A 14,804-nucleotide genomic window follows, 5' to 3' on the forward strand; every position below is an offset into this window, starting at 1 on the left:
GAATACGGAGCCAGCAGGTCTGATCCCCTTTTGAGCCCACGAGTGGAACGGACGGCATGAGTCCGGTGCGCTATAGGACAGCGTCCGGGGGGCGCGCTGTGATGACAGGGTCGGCATGGCGATGCACCAGTGCCCACGTGTCACCCTCGGGGCGGTAGACGCTCGTTACACGCAAATCAAACTGCGATACTTCGTCGCCTCCTCCAAGCTTGGCTTGCCAATGTTCTATATCGAGGAAGACGGCGAGATCGGAAGTGACGTGCCTCGTGAGGGAATCCACAGCAGTGACACGTCCATCCTCGAACCGGGCAGCGGCTGAATCGAGGGCCTTGGACACCCGATCCCAGCCCACGACCGGAGGACCCCAGGGATTCGCAAGCGACCCATCCTCGCCGTGGGAGAAAATGGCCTTCGCGGGTTCCGGGTCTCCTTTAGCGAACGCATTCATCGTTTGATGAAACCGGCCGACGACCTCGTCAAGCTCCATTGTTTCCACCTTCTGACTGCTTGCGGCGTTCCGAGAACCGAATCATACGCCCCGGGCTCGCGCCCGTCACGATACGGAAGCGACAAAGCAGCCCGACCAAGTTACAGAATTCATAAATTGCTCAACCTACACCTCGGTAAGACTTACGGCAGATGAATGCAGCAGATAACCTGTCACAGAAGGCGGGAAACGTCCCCGGGGCTGGCGCCATTGTGGACCATCAATAATGATGCCAAGCAGTGTGACCTTCTCCGTGACAACAACGCCCAGGAACGGATCAGGGGCCAGATTCCAAGACCACACCCGAAACCTGCGCACGGACGTACTCGAGGACTGCTTCCTGACCGTGTTTCATGTCAGTGACTCCCGGTGCCCCCCAGGTAGGAGTTGATGGGGCTGTTGTCGACGTAGATGCGCTGATCGGTGAACTTCCCGTTATTCATGGTGAAGATCGAGCATGCCCTGATTGTTACTTCGACGCCGTCCAGGAACCGCCAGGCGCTGTCGATCTCAAATACGACCACGCCGTTTTCTTCCTGCCAGACGTTGATCAACGGGTGGGCAAGAGATTCAACCTTGCCGCCGATCGCAGCCATCTGCGCCAGCACGACATCCTTGCCCTTGACGGTCGGTGCGTTGGCGAAGGTGAGGGTGATGTCGTCGGCGTAGTAGCCGGCGAGACGTGCGTAATCCTTCTTCTCCATGACTGCGAAGTATTCGGTGAGGAAGTCGGCGGTGCTCTGATCGGCGCGGGACATGGTTGGTTCCTTACTGTTTGGTGGTCATGAAAGGTTCGAAGAAATGTCGGATTAGACGATCGAATCTGCGGTGGTCGGCTTGAGCGGCCCGTCCCCGGCGCGATGGTGGAAGGCCGGTGGTTCGATAGCCAAAGCCGTCAGGGCATCCAACTGGGCCGGCGCGAGCACGAGGTCCGCGGCGGTGGCGTTCGCGCGAAGCTCATCGACAGTCTCCGGCCCCACGATCACCGAGGCGACGGCGGGGCGGGACAGCAGCCAGGCCAGGGCTACCTGGTACGGGCGCAAGCTCCATTCGCGGCTGAGTCGATCCACCTCGCGGGCCAAGGAGATCTCCGCCGCGGTGAACCCCGGTGCGCCGAATCGTTCGTCGCCGGAGACTTCACGGTCCAGGACCGCCAGGTCGGCGAGAAGTCCGCCATGCAGCGGGGCGTAGGGAATGATCGACAGGCCGAACTGCTCGCACGCCGGTGCGAGCTCCCGCTCGGCGGCCCGGTCGATGAGGTTGTACTTCACCTGTGTGGCGACGGGAGCCTGCAGACGGCGGTCATCAGCGATCCACAGCGCGCGGGTGACCTGCCAAGCCGGATGGTTGCATAGCCCGACGTACCGGATCTTGCCTTGCCGGACCAGGTCGTCGTAGACCGCCAGCGTCTGCTCCGGCTGGGTGTCCGGGTCGATGTCGTGGGCGTAGTAGAGATCGATGTAGTCGGTCTGCATGCGACGCAGACTCTCCTCGACCTGGGTGATGATGTGCCGGCGTGACAGCCCCCGGTCATTGACCCCGAGCCCGACGATGCCGTTGGACTTGGTGGCGATCACCACCTTGTCACGGCGTCCGCGCAGGGCACGCCCGAGGATCTGCTCGGCAGGTTCGCGCTCCGCGGCAGGTTTGGCTCCAGGCCGGTCGAATACGGGCATGTTGCCGTACACGTCGGCCGTATCGACGAAGTTGATGCCAAGATCCAGCGCAGCACCGACGACCCGGTCGGCGTCGTCCGCGCTCGGGGCGACCCCGAAGGTGGCGGTGCCCAGCGCAATCCGCGAGACCCTGACACCGGTCTGGCCAAGGAGTGAGTACTTCATCAGAGTTCCTCGTATCTTCCGGTCAGGGCCTGGTCCCGGCAGTCAGCGCCGAGACCGCATCCAGCTGTTCCTGGGTGAGCTCGACATCTGCTGCGGCGGCGTTGGCGCGGAGTTCCTCGACGGTCTCGGCTCCCACGATCACCGATGCCACAGCCGGACGGGACAGCAGCCAGGCCAGCGAGACCTGCTGCATCCCCAGTCCCCACTCGCGGGCCAGCCGGTCGAGCTTGCGGGCGACCGCGATCTCGGACGCAGTAAAGCCGGGGCCGCCGTAGCGCTTGCCCCCGGCGATCTCACGGTCCAGGACCGACAGGTCGGCCAACAGGCCACCGTGCAGCGGCGCATACGGAATGATCGACAGACCGAACCGCACGCACGCGGCGGTCAACTCTTTCTCGGCGCTTCGGTCCAGGAGGCTGTACATCACCTGCGCGGCCACGGGAGCGGACACCAGCCGACGGTCATCGGCGATCCACAGCGACTCGGTCACCTGCCACGCCGGATAGTTGGACAGCGAGACGTAACGCAGCTTCCCCTGACGGATCAGATCGTCGTAGACGGCAAGTGTCTGCTCCAGCGGCGTGTTCGGATCCGGGAAATGCGCGTAATAGAGGTCGATACGGTCAGTACGCAGCCGACGCAGGCTCTGCTCGACCTGCTGAATGATGTACCGGCGCGAAAGACCGGCATCCGGATCGAACCTCCGCTCCCCCGACTTCGTGGCCAGCACCACCTCATCCCGCCGGCCGGCTAGGGAACGGCCGAGGATCTCCTCGGCGGACTCGCGCTCTGAGGCGGGCGGGGCCCCGGGCCGGTCGAACGTCGGGGTCGAACCGTACACGTCAGCGGTGTCGAAGAAGTTGATGCCCAGATCCAGGGCTGCTCCCACGACTCCATCAGCTTCGTGTGCGCTCGGTGCCACGCCGAAGGTCGCAGTGCCCACGCAGATGCGGGACACACGCACGCCGGTCGGGCCGAGAACGGAGTACTTCATCTCAAGGATTCCCATCTGCGAGTCTTCGCGACTGGGCTGACACGTGCAGCGGTCAGTCGGGACGTCCCGTGCGGCTACGGGCGTGTTCGAACTTAAACACTAACCGAATGGTTATATTTCGGCAATGGTCATGAGAAAGTAGTGACATGCAAGAAAGCGCGCAGACCAGAACACGGGGCCCCTACCGGACAGGGATCCGCCGGCGCGAGCAGCTCGTCGGCATCGCCATGGACGTCTTCGGCGAATACGGTTTCGCCGGCGGCTCCATCCGCACCATCGCCGAGCAGGCAGGGGTCAACCACGCAACGCTGATCCAGCACTTCGGCAGCAAGGAAGGCCTGCTTACAGCCGTGCTGGAGGAATGGGACCGGCGGACCGTAGAGAACGGTCTCACCGACGTCAGCGGACTGGACTACTTCCGGCGGCTGCCAGATGTCATGGCCGCCCACCAGAACTACCGCGGGCTGCTCGAGCTATTCACGACCATCGCAGCCGAGGCGTCCAACCCGGCCCACCCCGGTCACGCATTCATCACCCAGCGCTACGCCACGAATCTGGCTACCCTCGCCGCGCATTTGCGCGAAGCCGTCGAGGCCGGGGATATCGCCCCCCTCTCCCCTGCGCAGATCGAGGTCGAGGTACGGCTACTCACCGCCATGATGGACGGCATCGGTCTACAGTGGCTCCTCAACCCCGGAACCGACATACGCTCCAGCGTCTCGACTTATGTCGAGCGCGCCATCGCTGCCTGGGGAGGCAATTGATGCCCAGCACTAAGATGGGCGCCGAGAGGTGCGAGCGAGCCACGCCACCGACCGTCATTCAGTCTCGAGAAGACTGAAGAATCAGGGCTGGCTGCCCTCCTCACCCAACGATCAGCCTCCCTCGGAGGCGTTGCCCGCCGGAAGATCAAACAAAGTTGGAATACACACCTAACTGACGTCAGGTTGGGGTGTACTAGGCGTCAGAATTGGGCCCGATTCTGCTGTTCTGACAATGGCTGGAGTAGTCTCGGATTCAACCCTGACACTACCGGCGTATCCCTCAACTGGCCGTCGAAAATATGGCCGGTTATCGGCGTCTGAAGATGGCAGGGGGAGGGCCTGAAGGGCATTCGTTACCTGCCGAGGAGGTTTCTGTCGGCCAGCGGCGGGACCGCGCATGGATCTGCGTCGATTTTCCTGCGTCTACTACATGTGCATGGGTTCGTGGTTGCGGTCAGTGGTGCCATTTCGGGTTTGGGCTCCCCGCTAGGCTCCAACGTCCGAATACTCGACTCGCAGCGAACCAGTACATCACAGGATCCGAACTCGGACCCTTGATCTCCACTTCGGTGAGCTTGGCCCGTTCGGCCGGGGTGTTATTGGGCCAGTGGAAGACGTACCACCGGGGGGCGATCCCATTGCCATTTCGACAAACCACCGCCGCGCACGGGTAGCCTTGGTTCATGGCATCATCCGCACCCACCCTCGCGACGCGCTGGGAACCCCTGCCCCCACGAGTCGTGGCGAAGCTGCTTGGACCCTCTTCGGCGCGTTGGTGGCTGTCCGGAGGGGTGGCACTCGACCACTGGCTCGGCACGAGCATTCGCGAGCACCACAATACCGATGTCAGCACGACGGCTGCCGACCTGCCCCGGCTGGTGCATGACATTCCGGCGCCGTTTAGCGCTTGGGTTCCGTCCGGCGACGACGTGATCCCCTGGGCAAAGGCCGATATGGATGCCGATCTGCAGCCGGTCCGTATCCACGACGACGCGACGGGCGCATGGGTACTGCAGATCGACGTCGAGGACGGCACGGATCGCGTCTGGGTCTACCGTCGAGACCCACGCCTGCAGCTGCCGTGGGATCGTGCCGTGATCGACGTCGACGGGATCCCGACCGGGGCGCCCGAGGTGCAGCTGGTCTGGAAGGCGCTGCGTCCCCGCCCGGAAGACGACGCCGACAAGGATGCGGTGCTACCGGAGCTCTCAGACGAAGCCCGCGCCTGGTGGGAGCACGCGATTCTGACGATCCACCCGCACTCGTCGTGGTCGATCCACGTGCGTAGCCCGTTCGCTCCGGGTAAGGCCAGCTGGAACAGGACGAAACGCTAGTCTCCGCTTGAGCTCTCGGCATTGGGAGCCCTGACTTGCTCTGCCCGCGCAGCGTCGATGAGTTGGCCTAAGATCCAACCGATTCTCAAGAGCGAGTGGCGACGCCGGGTCGCACCGTCCCCACCGACCTCTACGGCCGAACCGATGCGGCATGAGGGGGCCGTCCAAGCTTGAGACGCCCGCAGAGTGTAGCGACTACGACCTGTATTCATCCGCCGCAACCGCATCAAGCACCAGCGAGCGGAACCATCGCTGCGCCTGCGAGAGGCTGGCCTCGCGCCGCGTATACAACTCCACCGGTGTGCTCTGCGCGGGCCAGGGCAGCTCGGCGATGCGAAGGCGGGGGAACCAGCCGCAGAACACCCCCGCTACATGTCGAGGCAGCAGGACGACCAGATCTGTCGCCTCGAGCACGGCAGGCACGGTGCCGTATTCCTCCATGGTCAGCACGACCTGGGACATCAAGTCGTGTTCGGTCAGCGCCTGAACGGGATAGACATGCCCGCCACGGGCGGAAACCCGCACAAAGCGCCTCCCCTCGAACATGTCAGGCCCGGTCCCTGGCAGTGGATGCGACCCTGACGACAGCGCCACGTATTCGACCGAACGAACGTGCGTCCTCCACAGCCGCGGTGTGGCGATCCGCGACACGGTAAGTGCCAGATCGATGGTGCCGCGGATTAGCGCGCTCTCAACCTCGTCCGAATCGAGCCGTTCTACCTGTATCCGCGGATCGGCGCCGACCCGCCCGAGGGCGGTCATGATCGGTGGGAGGAACGTCTGTTCACCGATCGAGGTGAGTCCGAGGACGAGTTCGCCGCTGAATCCGGTCGGTTCGAACACGTCCGATCCCATGACGGTCGCGTCTATCTGTGCCAGGGCGTTGTGCAGGGGCCCAAACAACTGCGTCGCCTTCGCGGTCGGCACCATGTCGTTCCCTTCGCGACGGAACAGCTCGTCGCCGAACCGCTCCCTGAGCCGCTTCAGGGAATAGCTGACCGTGGGCTGTGTCACGTGTAGGCGCCTGGCGGCGCCCGTGACGCTGCGCAGCTCGTAGAGCGTGACGAATGTCCGGAGCTGGTTGAGGTCGGTGAACGTCATGCCATAGATGATATCAATGGCTTTGTCTTTGCATATCTATTGGACCACAGTGGCGAACACCCCTAGAGTCGATTTGGGGCAGCACTGATCCAACGAAGTGCAGCTACTCGCACCGCTAACACTTAGTGACAAGGACGACACGCGTGATTATCGACATCCACGGCCACTACACCACAGCTCCAACACGGCTCGGAGCCTGGCGTGATCTGCAGATCGCATTCACTGAAGGACGCGCGGACGCTCCTGACCCTGCGACCCTGCGCATCAGCGATGACGATGTCCGTGAGACCATCGAGGCCAACCAGCTCAAGCTCATGAACGAGCGCGGCAGCGACGTCACAGTCTTCAGCCCTCGTGCCTCGTTCATGGCGCACCACATCGGAGACCTCGCTGTGAGCGAGACCTGGGCCCGGATCTGCAACGACTTGTGCGCCCGCGTCAGCGAGCTCTACCCCGAACGCTTCCTGGTGGGGGCGATGCTCCCTCAGTCCCCCGGTGCTGATCCCGCGACGAGCGTTGCCGAGCTTACTCGCGCCGTCGAGGAACTCGGCGCTGTCACCGTGAACCTGAACCCCGACCCGTCCGGCGGCAACTGGACGTCCCCGCCGCTGACCGATCGCTCGTGGTACCCGATATACGAGAAACTCGTCGAATACGAGATCCCGGCGATGGTGCACGTCAGCACGTCGTGCAACCCTGCCTTCCACACGACCGGAGCGCACTACCTCAACGCCGACACCACCGCGTTCATGCAACTGCTCCAGGGCGACCTGTTCCGCGACTTCCCCGATTTGAAGCTCGTGATCCCTCACGGCGGCGGCGCCGTTCCCTACCACTGGGGGCGCTTCCGTGGGCTCGCAATGGCGCTGGGCAAGCCCGAAATCGAGGAGCACCTGCTGAACAACGTGTTCTTCGACACCTGCGTGTACCACCAGCCGGGCATCGACCTTCTCACCAAGGTCGTCCCGACCGACAACATCCTCTTCGCGAGCGAGATGATCGGCGCCGTCCGCGACGTCGACCCGCGCAGCGGACACTACTTCGACGACACCAAGCGGTACGTCGACGCCACCACGAACCTGAACGACGCGCAGCGCGCGCAGGTGTTCGAAGCCAACGCCCGCCGTGTCTACCCACGGCTTGACCGCGCCCTTAATGCGCGCGGACTCTGAAAGGACCATCAAATGCGACTGAACAACCTCGGCATCGTCCGCACCAACATCGAACGTCCGGATCCCGCGGACGTCAAACGGCTTTCGCAGTTCGGCGTCGCCACTATCCACGAGGCGATGGGGCGAGTCGGGCTCCTGCGCCCCTATATCAGGCCGGCCTACACCGGCGCTAAGCTATGCGGCCCGGCCGTGACGGTGCTGCTGCAGCCTGGTGACAACTGGATGTTCCACGTCGCCGCCGAGCAGGTGCAGGAAGGCGACGTGATCGTCGCCGGCTGCACCACCGAGAGTGAAGACGGCTTCTTCGGTGAGCTGCTCGCGACTTCGCTCATCGCGCGCGGCTGCAAGGGCCTCGTCATCGACGGCGGCGTGCGCGACGTCGCCGACCTCGAGAGGCTGGACTTCCCGGTATTCTCTCGCGCGATCAACTCGAAGGGCACCGTCAAGGCGACCCTCGGATCGGTGAATATCCCCGTAGTGGTCGCGAACGCCGTGGTGAACCCTGGCGACGTGGTCGTGGCCGATGTCGACGGCGTCGTGGTTGTCCCGCGCGAGCTTGTCGGAGCGGTGGCAGACGCCAGCCAGAAGCGCGAGGATAACGAGGAGGCCAAGCGTCAGCAGTTCCGCGACGGCGTGCTGGGCCTCGATATCTACAACATGCGCGAGCCGCTGGCCAAGGCCGGCCTCGAGTACGTGGAGGCATGAGCATTATGGCGCACGGGGACACAAGCGGCGGCTTCGAAAAGTCGCCCGGATGGCTCGACTGGTACGACGGGCCCTCGACTCCGACGTTCCGCGTGCCCGCAGGCGCGGTGGACGCGCACTGCCACGTCTTCGGACCGGGTGAGCAGTTCCCGTACGCGCCGGAGCGCAAGTACACTCCGTGCGACGCCTCGGCTGAGCAGCTGTTTGCGCTGCGCGACCACCTCGGCTTCGAGCGCAACGTGATCGTGCAGGCCACCTGCCACGGTGCCGACAACCGCGCCCTCGTCGACGCGCTGCAGCGCAGCGAGGGTCGCGCCCGCGGTGTCGCCACGGTTCGCCGCGACGTGACCGATGAGGAGCTCGCCGAGTTGCACGCCGCCGGCGTCCGGGGCGTGCGCTTCAACTTCGTAAAGCGTCTGGTCGACCGGGTGCCGACCGAGTCGCTCGACGCGATTGTCGCGAAGATCGCCCCGCTCGGCTGGCACGTGGTCATCTACTTCGAGGCCGAGGATCTGCCCGAGCTGTACAACTTCTTCTCGGCGATCCCCACCGACCTCGTCGTCGACCACATGGGTCGCCCCGACGTGACCAAAGACCCGAACGGTCCCGAGTTCGAGCTGTTCCTGCGCTTCATGCGGGAAAACCCGAACGTCTGGACCAAGGTTTCCTGCCCCGAGCGACTCTCGAGCAGCGGCCCGCGCGCGCTCGACGGCGAGCAAAATGCGTACACCGATGTCGTGCCGTTCGCGCGTCGCGTCGTCGAGGAGTTCCCCGATCGCGTGCTCTGGGGCACCGATTGGCCGCACCCGAACCTGAAGGATCACATGCCCGACGACGGGCTCCTGGTCGACTTCATCCCGCACATCGCACCGACCCCCGAACTGCAGCACAAGCTGCTCGTAGACAATCCCGCCCGCCTCTACTGGCCCGAAGGAGTATGACATGACGCTCGACAAACCGTACAAAGACGTACCCGGCACCATCATTTTCGATGCTGAGATGGCCCGCAAGGGTTACCACCTCAACCAGTTCTCGATGTCGCTGATGAAGCCCGAGAACCGCGAGCGCTACCTCGCCGACCGCGAGGCCTATCTCGACGAGTGGCCGCTGAGCCCCGCCCAGCGGCAGGCGGTGCTCGACATGGACCTGAACGCCATGATGGCCGAGGGCGGCAACATCTACTTCCTCAGCAAGATCGGCGCCACGCACGGCCTGAGCTTCCAGCAGATGGCTGGCTCGATGACCGGCATGAGCGAGGCCGCCTACCGCGACATGATGATCGGCGGTGGCCGTCGCCCCGAGGGTGTGCGGCTGAAGGATCTCGACGGATGGACCCCTCCCGCGCCGGCCGAGAAGTCCGAGGTCATGCGCCCCGATGCGCCGGCGAAGTACACGTCTGCGTTGTTCACCTCGCACGTGCCTGCGATCGGCGCGGCGATGGATCACGGCAAGACCGAGGAGCCCTACTGGAAGAAGGTGTTCAGCGGCTACGAGTGGACCCGCAAGTGGGCCAAGGAGAACACCCCCGACGTCGTGATCCTTGTCTACAACGACCACGCCACCGCGTTCGACTCGTCGATCATCCCCACCTTCGTGCTGGGCACCGGCGCGGAGTACCCGGTCGCGGACGAGGGCTATGGCCCCCGCCCTGTGCCCGACGTCAAAGGCTATCCCGAGTTGGCCGCACACATCGCCCAGTCCGTGATCCAGGATGACTTCGACCTCACGCTCGTCAACGAGATGGTCGTGGACCACGGGCTTACGGTGCCGCTGTCGCTCGTGTATGGCGATGTCGAGGAATGGCCCGTCAGGGTCATCCCCCTCGCCGTAAACGTGGTGCAGTACCCGGTGCCGTCCGGACGTCGCTGCTACGAACTCGGGCGTGCGCTCCGCCGTGCGCTGGACAAGTGGGACGGCGAGCCGCTCAATGTGCAAATTTGGGGAACCGGCGGCATGAGCCACCAGCTGCAGGGCCCGCGCGCCGGCCTCATTAACGAGGAGTGGGACAACGCATTCCTTGACCACCTCATCGCCGACCCCGTAGGCCTGACAGAATGGCAGCACATGGAGTACGTCGACGAGGCCGGCTCCGAGGGCATCGAGCTGGTCGACTGGCTCATCGCGCGCGGTGCGATGGATGATCAGTTCCAAGGCGAGAGCCCCGAGGTGAACCACCGCTTTTACCACGTGCCGGCGTCGAACACCGCCGTCGGCCACCTTGTTCTCACGAACCCGACCGACTGACCGCATCCGCATCCGCAACTAAGGAGCCCCCATGACTGACAAGATCCGTGTGGCCGTCGTCGGCGCCGCAGGCGCCTTCGGCATGAAACATCTCGACGGCCTGATGAACATCCCCGATGCCGAGGTGACCGTCGTCAGCGGCACGCGGCCCGAACCGACCCGGGCAGTTGCCGAGAAATACGGCGTCGAGAACGCCGTTGTCGGCCTGGACGCCGTGCTCGAGCGCGACGACGTCGACGCAGTGATCCTTGCGACGCCCACGGGGCTCCACGCGTCTCAGACCCAGGCGGTACTCGCCGCCGGCAAGCACGTGCAGGTCGAGATTCCGCTGGCCGACTCGCTCGCGGATGCCGAGGCAGCGCTTGAGGCGGCTGAATCATCCAATCGCGTCGCAATGGTCGGCCACACCCGCCGCTTCAACCCCTCGCACCAGTTGGTACATAACCGGATCGCGTCGGGCGAGTTCAACGTGCAGCAAATGGACGTGCAGACGTACTTCTTCCGCCGCAGCAACACGAACGCGAAGGGCGAGGCCCGGTCCTGGACGGACCACCTGCTGTGGCATCATGCCGCGCACACCGTCGACTTGTTCGCCTACCAGGCAGGCAAGATCGTGCAGGCGAACGCGGTCCAGGGCCCGATCCACCCCGAACTCGGCATCGCGATGGACATGTCGATCCAGCTCAAGAGCGAGTCGGGCGCGATCTGTACGCTGTCGCTGTCGTTCAACAACAACGGCCCGTTCGGCACGTTCTTCCGCTACATCGGCGACACCGAGACTTACATCGCGCGTTACGACGATCTCTACAACGGCCGTGAGGAGCCGATAGACGTGTCGCATGTCGCCGTAAGCATGAACGGTATTGAGCTGCAGGATCGTGAATTCATCTCTGCTATCCGCGAGGGACGCGAGCCGAATTCGTCGCTTCGCCAGGTGATCGACTGCTACCGAGTTCTCGGCTCGCTTGAGAAGCAGCTGGCGTGAGGCTACCACCCACCGGTCTGGGCTGTATGTCGCTGAGCCACGCGTACGGCGTCCCCCCTTCCCGTGACGAGGGGCTGGCGATGCTGCGCGCCGCTCTCGATGAAGGCATCGGGATGCTCGACACGGCAACACTGTATGGCGGCGGCCGCAACGAAGAGCTTGTAGGTGCTGCGATCGCGGGGCGCCGCGATGAGGTCTTCCTGGCGAGTAAGTGCGGGATGGCGTCCGTCGATGGCGTGAAAGTCATCGATGGACGTCCCGATACGCTGCGCGCACAGGTCGATGCTTCGCTGACCCGCCTTGGCGTCGATTACATCGATCTGTACTACCTTCACCGGTGGGACAAGAAAGTGCCGATCGGCGATAGCGTCGGGGCGTTGGCCGAGATGGTCGCCGCGGGCAAGATCGGCGCAATCGGCCTGTCCGAGGTGTCGGTCGCGCGACTGCGCGAGGCGCAGGCAGTCACCCCTATCGCGGCCGTGCAGAACGAGTACTCGTTGTGGAGTCGCAATGCCGAGCTTGGCATGCTGGACGCCACCCGCGAGGACGGCGTGACTCTTGTTGCGTTTTCGCCGGTCGCAAGGGGTTTCCTCGCCGATGCAATCAAGGACCCAGGTGAGCTGTCCCAGAACGACATCCGCCGCGGCATGCCGCGCTTCCAGCTCGACCACTGGGGTGCGAATGCGGCGCTGCTGGCCTCCTGGCGTCAGCTGGCTGCGGAGGCCGGTTGCACCCCAGCACAGCTCGCGCTGGCCTGGCTGCGCTCCCGCGGAGATCACGTTCTGCCGATCCCGGGAACAACGAGCGTCGCGCACCTGCGTGAGAACATGGCGGCGGCCGACATCACTGTCGACGGCGCGCTGCTGACGCGGGCCGGCGAGCTGATTGGCACGGATACCATCTCTGGCGCGCGATATGCGCCAGCCTCTGCTGCCGAAGTAGACGCCGAGACTTTCGAGGATGCCGCATGAGGGCGATCTCGTCGATGGCCACCCGCCAAGTTCTCGCCGACCTCGCTGAAGCTGCAGCCGGGGCGGGGCTGCCGCTTCTGCAGCTCGAATCCGAAGGCGGAGTGAACGCCGCCCGGCGGGTGACCGCCGGCGAGCCGTTCGACCTTGTGTTCCTCGCCGAGGACGCTCTCCAACGCCTCGCTGCCGAGGGGCACGTCGATCCGGCAACCATCGCCCCGATCGTACTGTCGGAGGTCGCCGTAGGCGTGCCCACACGTAGCGCCGATGCAGCCACATGTTCCGAAGGCACGGCCTTTGCGAATGCCGATGAGCTTCGCAGCGCCCTGCGCACGGCATCCCGCATCGGATACTCCACCGGTCCGAGCGGCACCGAACTGTTGCGAATGATCGACCACTGGGGCATGACCGATGAGGTCCGCGACCGGCTGGTGCAGGCCCGTCCAGGCGTGCCCGTGGCGCGCCTGCTCGCCGAGGGCGAGGTCGATCTCGGCCTGCAGCAGCTCAGCGAGTTGGTGGGGCAGCCCGGCGTGCGCATCCTCGGCGTCCTCCCCGCCGACTGCGCGATCAGCACGGTCTTCGCGGGTGCTGTCGCGACATCCTCCAGCGACGCGGCAGGCGCTGCGGAAGTGTTGGCCTTCTTCCGATCCGACCTCGCGGCGTCCATCAAGTCCTCGCACAGCTTTGGCGCGCCCTGAGGCCCTGCCGTTACGGATTGGCTGATGCGGGTTCTGCAGACGTTTCCACCGATGCGAGGCGCGCAGACGATCGTGGAGAACGAACGGGCTACGCGCGTCCTTGCTGATTCCGGTGTCCGCCTTGATGCACGTGTGCGACGTCTGGTCCCCGGACCTTGCATTGTTCCTGGTCTTCCTGCCCAGCGCGTGCGCTCACGGGCGCGGTGATGTCTGAGCTCTTCCGACGGCTGCGCGCTGTGACGGCGTCAGAGTGACGCACAAGGTGGCCATTTCCCGTTCGGTTGAACCACTCCCCCTATCAGCCAGATCTGGTGAAGGACACCGGCAACTTGTTCGCGCCGGCGTTCCATCTCATGTACTTCTCTGCGGCGGCGCTGTTTGCGCTCACCAGGACACGGGAGACCGCCGCACGTCTACGGCTCGGATCAGTTCCGGCGGCAGTGAGCAGCGAAGAAGGCCACCAACGAGCACGTCACTCCCCCGCGATGCTTCTGATACCCGTGCCCAGTGGCTCCGGAAGACGAAGCCCGCACTAATCACGCCCCTGGGTCAGGGTCATTTCGACGGCCTCGCGGAACAACGCAACGTCGGCCTCAAAGTTGCAGCTCAGGCTGGGGATGGAAATTTGCATCCTTGCCTTCTGGGTTTCGCCAACTGAACGGAGGCGTCATGCCGCTCCATTCCCCCACTTCCATGAACGACCAGAAGCAACTTCGCTGTTTGTCATTCTGATCCCGATCATCGCTGGGCGGGTCCTCCACGCAACCAGGGCGCTCCGCCCCGCTCACGATTCAAAGTTGCAATGTCGGTCACTGTCAGGGTGAAGCAGAACTCGCCGGCGTTGTTGCCGCCCTCATGACCGACCAGGTCGATCTCCACGAAGCCCGCGACCGCGTCGTCCCATTCTGCCCAGGTGCGGATCGGGATCTGCGATTTCAGCAGCGTGCCCGGCTTGGTATGGGACCGTCCCCGCTGGACCATCCTCGCCCGTTCCCCTGCCAGCTCCCGCTCGGCGCGCAACAGCGGCCCAGCACGGGCAGCATCAAGGCCAGAAGCTTCCCTGCCGGGGCCCGGAGCACCCCCAGCACCTGCTCAGCGCCGGCAGCAGCTCAGGCCCGTATACCGGCGTCCTGCCAGGCCGGTGCCTGGCGATCTTCAGGACCAGGGCATCCCGCAGGGCCGCCCGGGCATAATCGCGGTGCCACCCGGTCAACCCGACCAGCTCATGAAGGATCCGGGACTTCGCCTTCCGGGACACGCCCTGATATGCCAGCGCCTTCTTCTTCGTCACGGCCTGCCGCTGGGCCATCGTTAGCTCCATGAAAACGGGCATAGCCCAAGAACGCCACCACCGACAACCAGACCGCTACGCGGAGGTCTTCAAATGAGGCAACATATCCCGCTAAGCGGAGGTTTTCTATGAGTCAACGCGCTCAGCGTAGATTCCGTCAACCACCGCTCAGCGAAAGCCACCGCTCCCATTTCGGCATCTAGCCGTTGAGCCTTTTTGA

The 14,804-nt window shown here is 64.4% G+C and carries 16 protein-coding genes; 9 read left to right on the forward strand and 7 right to left on the reverse strand.

Going from position 1 to position 14,804, the window contains the following annotated elements:
• Nucleotides 1-70: 70 nt before the first annotated feature.
• From AC6JAC_RS13265 to AC6JAC_RS13280, 4 genes are all read right to left on the reverse strand, one after another.
• A complete protein-coding gene (locus AC6JAC_RS13265) occupies nucleotides 71-487 on the reverse strand; it encodes a YybH family protein (RefSeq protein WP_043438354.1) in 417 nt (138 codons plus the stop codon).
• Nucleotides 488-843: 356 nt separating this feature from the next.
• Nucleotides 844-1,245 carry a nuclear transport factor 2 family protein gene (locus tag AC6JAC_RS13270; protein WP_028270755.1) on the reverse strand — a complete coding sequence of 134 codons (402 nt, stop codon included), beginning with the start codon at nucleotides 1,243-1,245 and terminating at the stop codon, nucleotides 844-846.
• A 51-nt stretch (nucleotides 1,246-1,296) separates the two neighbouring features.
• Nucleotides 1,297-2,328, reverse strand: a complete 1,032-nt coding sequence (locus AC6JAC_RS13275; protein WP_028270756.1) for an aldo/keto reductase — start codon at nucleotides 2,326-2,328, stop codon at nucleotides 1,297-1,299.
• A gap of 22 nt (nucleotides 2,329-2,350) precedes the next feature.
• A complete protein-coding gene (locus tag AC6JAC_RS13280; protein ID WP_454698403.1) occupies nucleotides 2,351-3,337 on the reverse strand; it encodes an aldo/keto reductase in 987 nt (328 codons plus the stop codon).
• A gap of 131 nt (nucleotides 3,338-3,468) precedes the next feature.
• On the opposite strand from AC6JAC_RS13280, the gene AC6JAC_RS13285 reads away from it, so the two are divergent.
• Entirely contained in the window at nucleotides 3,469-4,086 is a 618-nt protein-coding gene (locus AC6JAC_RS13285; RefSeq protein WP_028270758.1) for a TetR/AcrR family transcriptional regulator, read from the forward strand.
• 683 nt (nucleotides 4,087-4,769) lie between these two features.
• Nucleotides 4,770-5,420 carry a nucleotidyltransferase domain-containing protein gene (locus tag AC6JAC_RS13290; protein WP_028270759.1) on the forward strand — a complete coding sequence of 217 codons (651 nt, stop codon included), beginning with the start codon at nucleotides 4,770-4,772 and terminating at the stop codon, nucleotides 5,418-5,420.
• Nucleotides 5,421-5,615: 195 nt separating this feature from the next.
• Here the strand turns inward: AC6JAC_RS13290 and AC6JAC_RS13295 are convergent, their stop codons facing one another.
• Complete coding sequence (locus AC6JAC_RS13295) at nucleotides 5,616-6,521, reverse strand: LysR family transcriptional regulator (protein ID WP_028270760.1); 906 nt, start codon at nucleotides 6,519-6,521, stop codon at nucleotides 5,616-5,618.
• 143 nt (nucleotides 6,522-6,664) lie between these two features.
• Here AC6JAC_RS13295 and AC6JAC_RS13300 point away from each other — a divergent pair, with 143 nt between their 5' ends.
• From AC6JAC_RS13300 to AC6JAC_RS13330, 7 genes are read left to right on the forward strand one after another with little or no spacing between them, the layout of a single operon-like run.
• Nucleotides 6,665-7,693 carry an amidohydrolase family protein gene (locus AC6JAC_RS13300; RefSeq protein ID WP_028270761.1) on the forward strand — a complete coding sequence of 343 codons (1,029 nt, stop codon included), beginning with the start codon at nucleotides 6,665-6,667 and terminating at the stop codon, nucleotides 7,691-7,693.
• Between the two features lie 12 nt (nucleotides 7,694-7,705).
• Nucleotides 7,706-8,398, forward strand: coding sequence for a 4-carboxy-4-hydroxy-2-oxoadipate aldolase/oxaloacetate decarboxylase (ligK, locus tag AC6JAC_RS13305; RefSeq protein ID WP_043438357.1), 693 nt, complete (start codon nucleotides 7,706-7,708; stop codon nucleotides 8,396-8,398).
• Entirely contained in the window at nucleotides 8,395-9,339 is a 945-nt protein-coding gene (locus tag AC6JAC_RS13310) for an amidohydrolase family protein (protein ID WP_231511207.1), read from the forward strand. Before ligK ends, AC6JAC_RS13310 begins: the two co-directional genes overlap by 4 nt.
• 1 nt (nucleotide 9,340) lies before the next feature.
• Nucleotides 9,341-10,642, forward strand: a complete 1,302-nt coding sequence (locus AC6JAC_RS13315; RefSeq protein WP_028270764.1) for a protocatechuate 4,5-dioxygenase subunit alpha/beta — start codon at nucleotides 9,341-9,343, stop codon at nucleotides 10,640-10,642.
• A 31-nt stretch (nucleotides 10,643-10,673) separates the two neighbouring features.
• Complete coding sequence (locus AC6JAC_RS13320) at nucleotides 10,674-11,627, forward strand: Gfo/Idh/MocA family oxidoreductase (RefSeq protein WP_197024932.1); 954 nt, start codon at nucleotides 10,674-10,676, stop codon at nucleotides 11,625-11,627.
• 26 nt (nucleotides 11,628-11,653) lie between these two features.
• Nucleotides 11,654-12,598, forward strand: a complete 945-nt coding sequence (locus AC6JAC_RS13325; RefSeq protein WP_051628844.1) for an aldo/keto reductase — start codon at nucleotides 11,654-11,656, stop codon at nucleotides 12,596-12,598.
• A complete protein-coding gene (locus AC6JAC_RS13330) occupies nucleotides 12,595-13,293 on the forward strand; it encodes a substrate-binding domain-containing protein (RefSeq protein WP_028270767.1) in 699 nt (232 codons plus the stop codon). The genes AC6JAC_RS13325 and AC6JAC_RS13330 overlap by 4 nt, the downstream gene beginning before the upstream one ends.
• A 738-nt stretch (nucleotides 13,294-14,031) precedes the next feature.
• On the opposite strand, the gene AC6JAC_RS13335 is transcribed toward AC6JAC_RS13330, so the two are convergent.
• Together AC6JAC_RS13335 and AC6JAC_RS13340 are read right to left on the reverse strand one after the other, a co-directional pair.
• Entirely contained in the window at nucleotides 14,032-14,274 is a 243-nt protein-coding gene (locus tag AC6JAC_RS13335) for a hypothetical protein (protein ID WP_028270768.1), read from the reverse strand.
• Between the two features lie 61 nt (nucleotides 14,275-14,335).
• Nucleotides 14,336-14,602, reverse strand: a complete 267-nt coding sequence (locus AC6JAC_RS13340) for a hypothetical protein (RefSeq protein WP_028270769.1) — start codon at nucleotides 14,600-14,602, stop codon at nucleotides 14,336-14,338.
• Nucleotides 14,603-14,804 lie beyond the last annotated feature (202 nt).

The organism is Arthrobacter sp. KUASC02, from assembly GCF_059739395.1.

Coding starts and splice junctions, on each gene's coding strand:
- AC6JAC_RS13265 (WP_043438354.1), bottom strand. CDS start 487: ATGGAGCTTGACGAGGTCGTCGGCCGGTTTCATCAAACGATGAATGCG.
- AC6JAC_RS13270 (WP_028270755.1), bottom strand. CDS start 1,245: ATGTCCCGCGCCGATCAGAGCACCGCCGACTTCCTCACCGAATACTTC.
- AC6JAC_RS13275 (WP_028270756.1), bottom strand. CDS start 2,328: ATGAAGTACTCACTCCTTGGCCAGACCGGTGTCAGGGTCTCGCGGATT.
- AC6JAC_RS13280 (WP_454698403.1), bottom strand. CDS start 3,337: ATGGGAATCCTTGAGATGAAGTACTCCGTTCTCGGCCCGACCGGCGTG.
- AC6JAC_RS13285 (WP_028270758.1), top strand. CDS start 3,469: ATGCAAGAAAGCGCGCAGACCAGAACACGGGGCCCCTACCGGACAGGG.
- AC6JAC_RS13290 (WP_028270759.1), top strand. CDS start 4,770: ATGGCATCATCCGCACCCACCCTCGCGACGCGCTGGGAACCCCTGCCC.
- AC6JAC_RS13295 (WP_028270760.1), bottom strand. CDS start 6,521: ATGACGTTCACCGACCTCAACCAGCTCCGGACATTCGTCACGCTCTAC.
- ligK (WP_043438357.1), top strand. CDS start 7,706: ATGCGACTGAACAACCTCGGCATCGTCCGCACCAACATCGAACGTCCG.
- AC6JAC_RS13310 (WP_231511207.1), top strand. CDS start 8,395: ATGAGCATTATGGCGCACGGGGACACAAGCGGCGGCTTCGAAAAGTCG.
- AC6JAC_RS13315 (WP_028270764.1), top strand. CDS start 9,341: ATGACGCTCGACAAACCGTACAAAGACGTACCCGGCACCATCATTTTC.
- AC6JAC_RS13320 (WP_197024932.1), top strand. CDS start 10,674: ATGACTGACAAGATCCGTGTGGCCGTCGTCGGCGCCGCAGGCGCCTTC.
- AC6JAC_RS13325 (WP_051628844.1), top strand. CDS start 11,654: ATGTCGCTGAGCCACGCGTACGGCGTCCCCCCTTCCCGTGACGAGGGG.
- AC6JAC_RS13330 (WP_028270767.1), top strand. CDS start 12,595: ATGAGGGCGATCTCGTCGATGGCCACCCGCCAAGTTCTCGCCGACCTC.
- AC6JAC_RS13335 (WP_028270768.1), bottom strand. CDS start 14,274: ATGGTCCAGCGGGGACGGTCCCATACCAAGCCGGGCACGCTGCTGAAA.
- AC6JAC_RS13340 (WP_028270769.1), bottom strand. CDS start 14,602: ATGGCCCAGCGGCAGGCCGTGACGAAGAAGAAGGCGCTGGCATATCAG.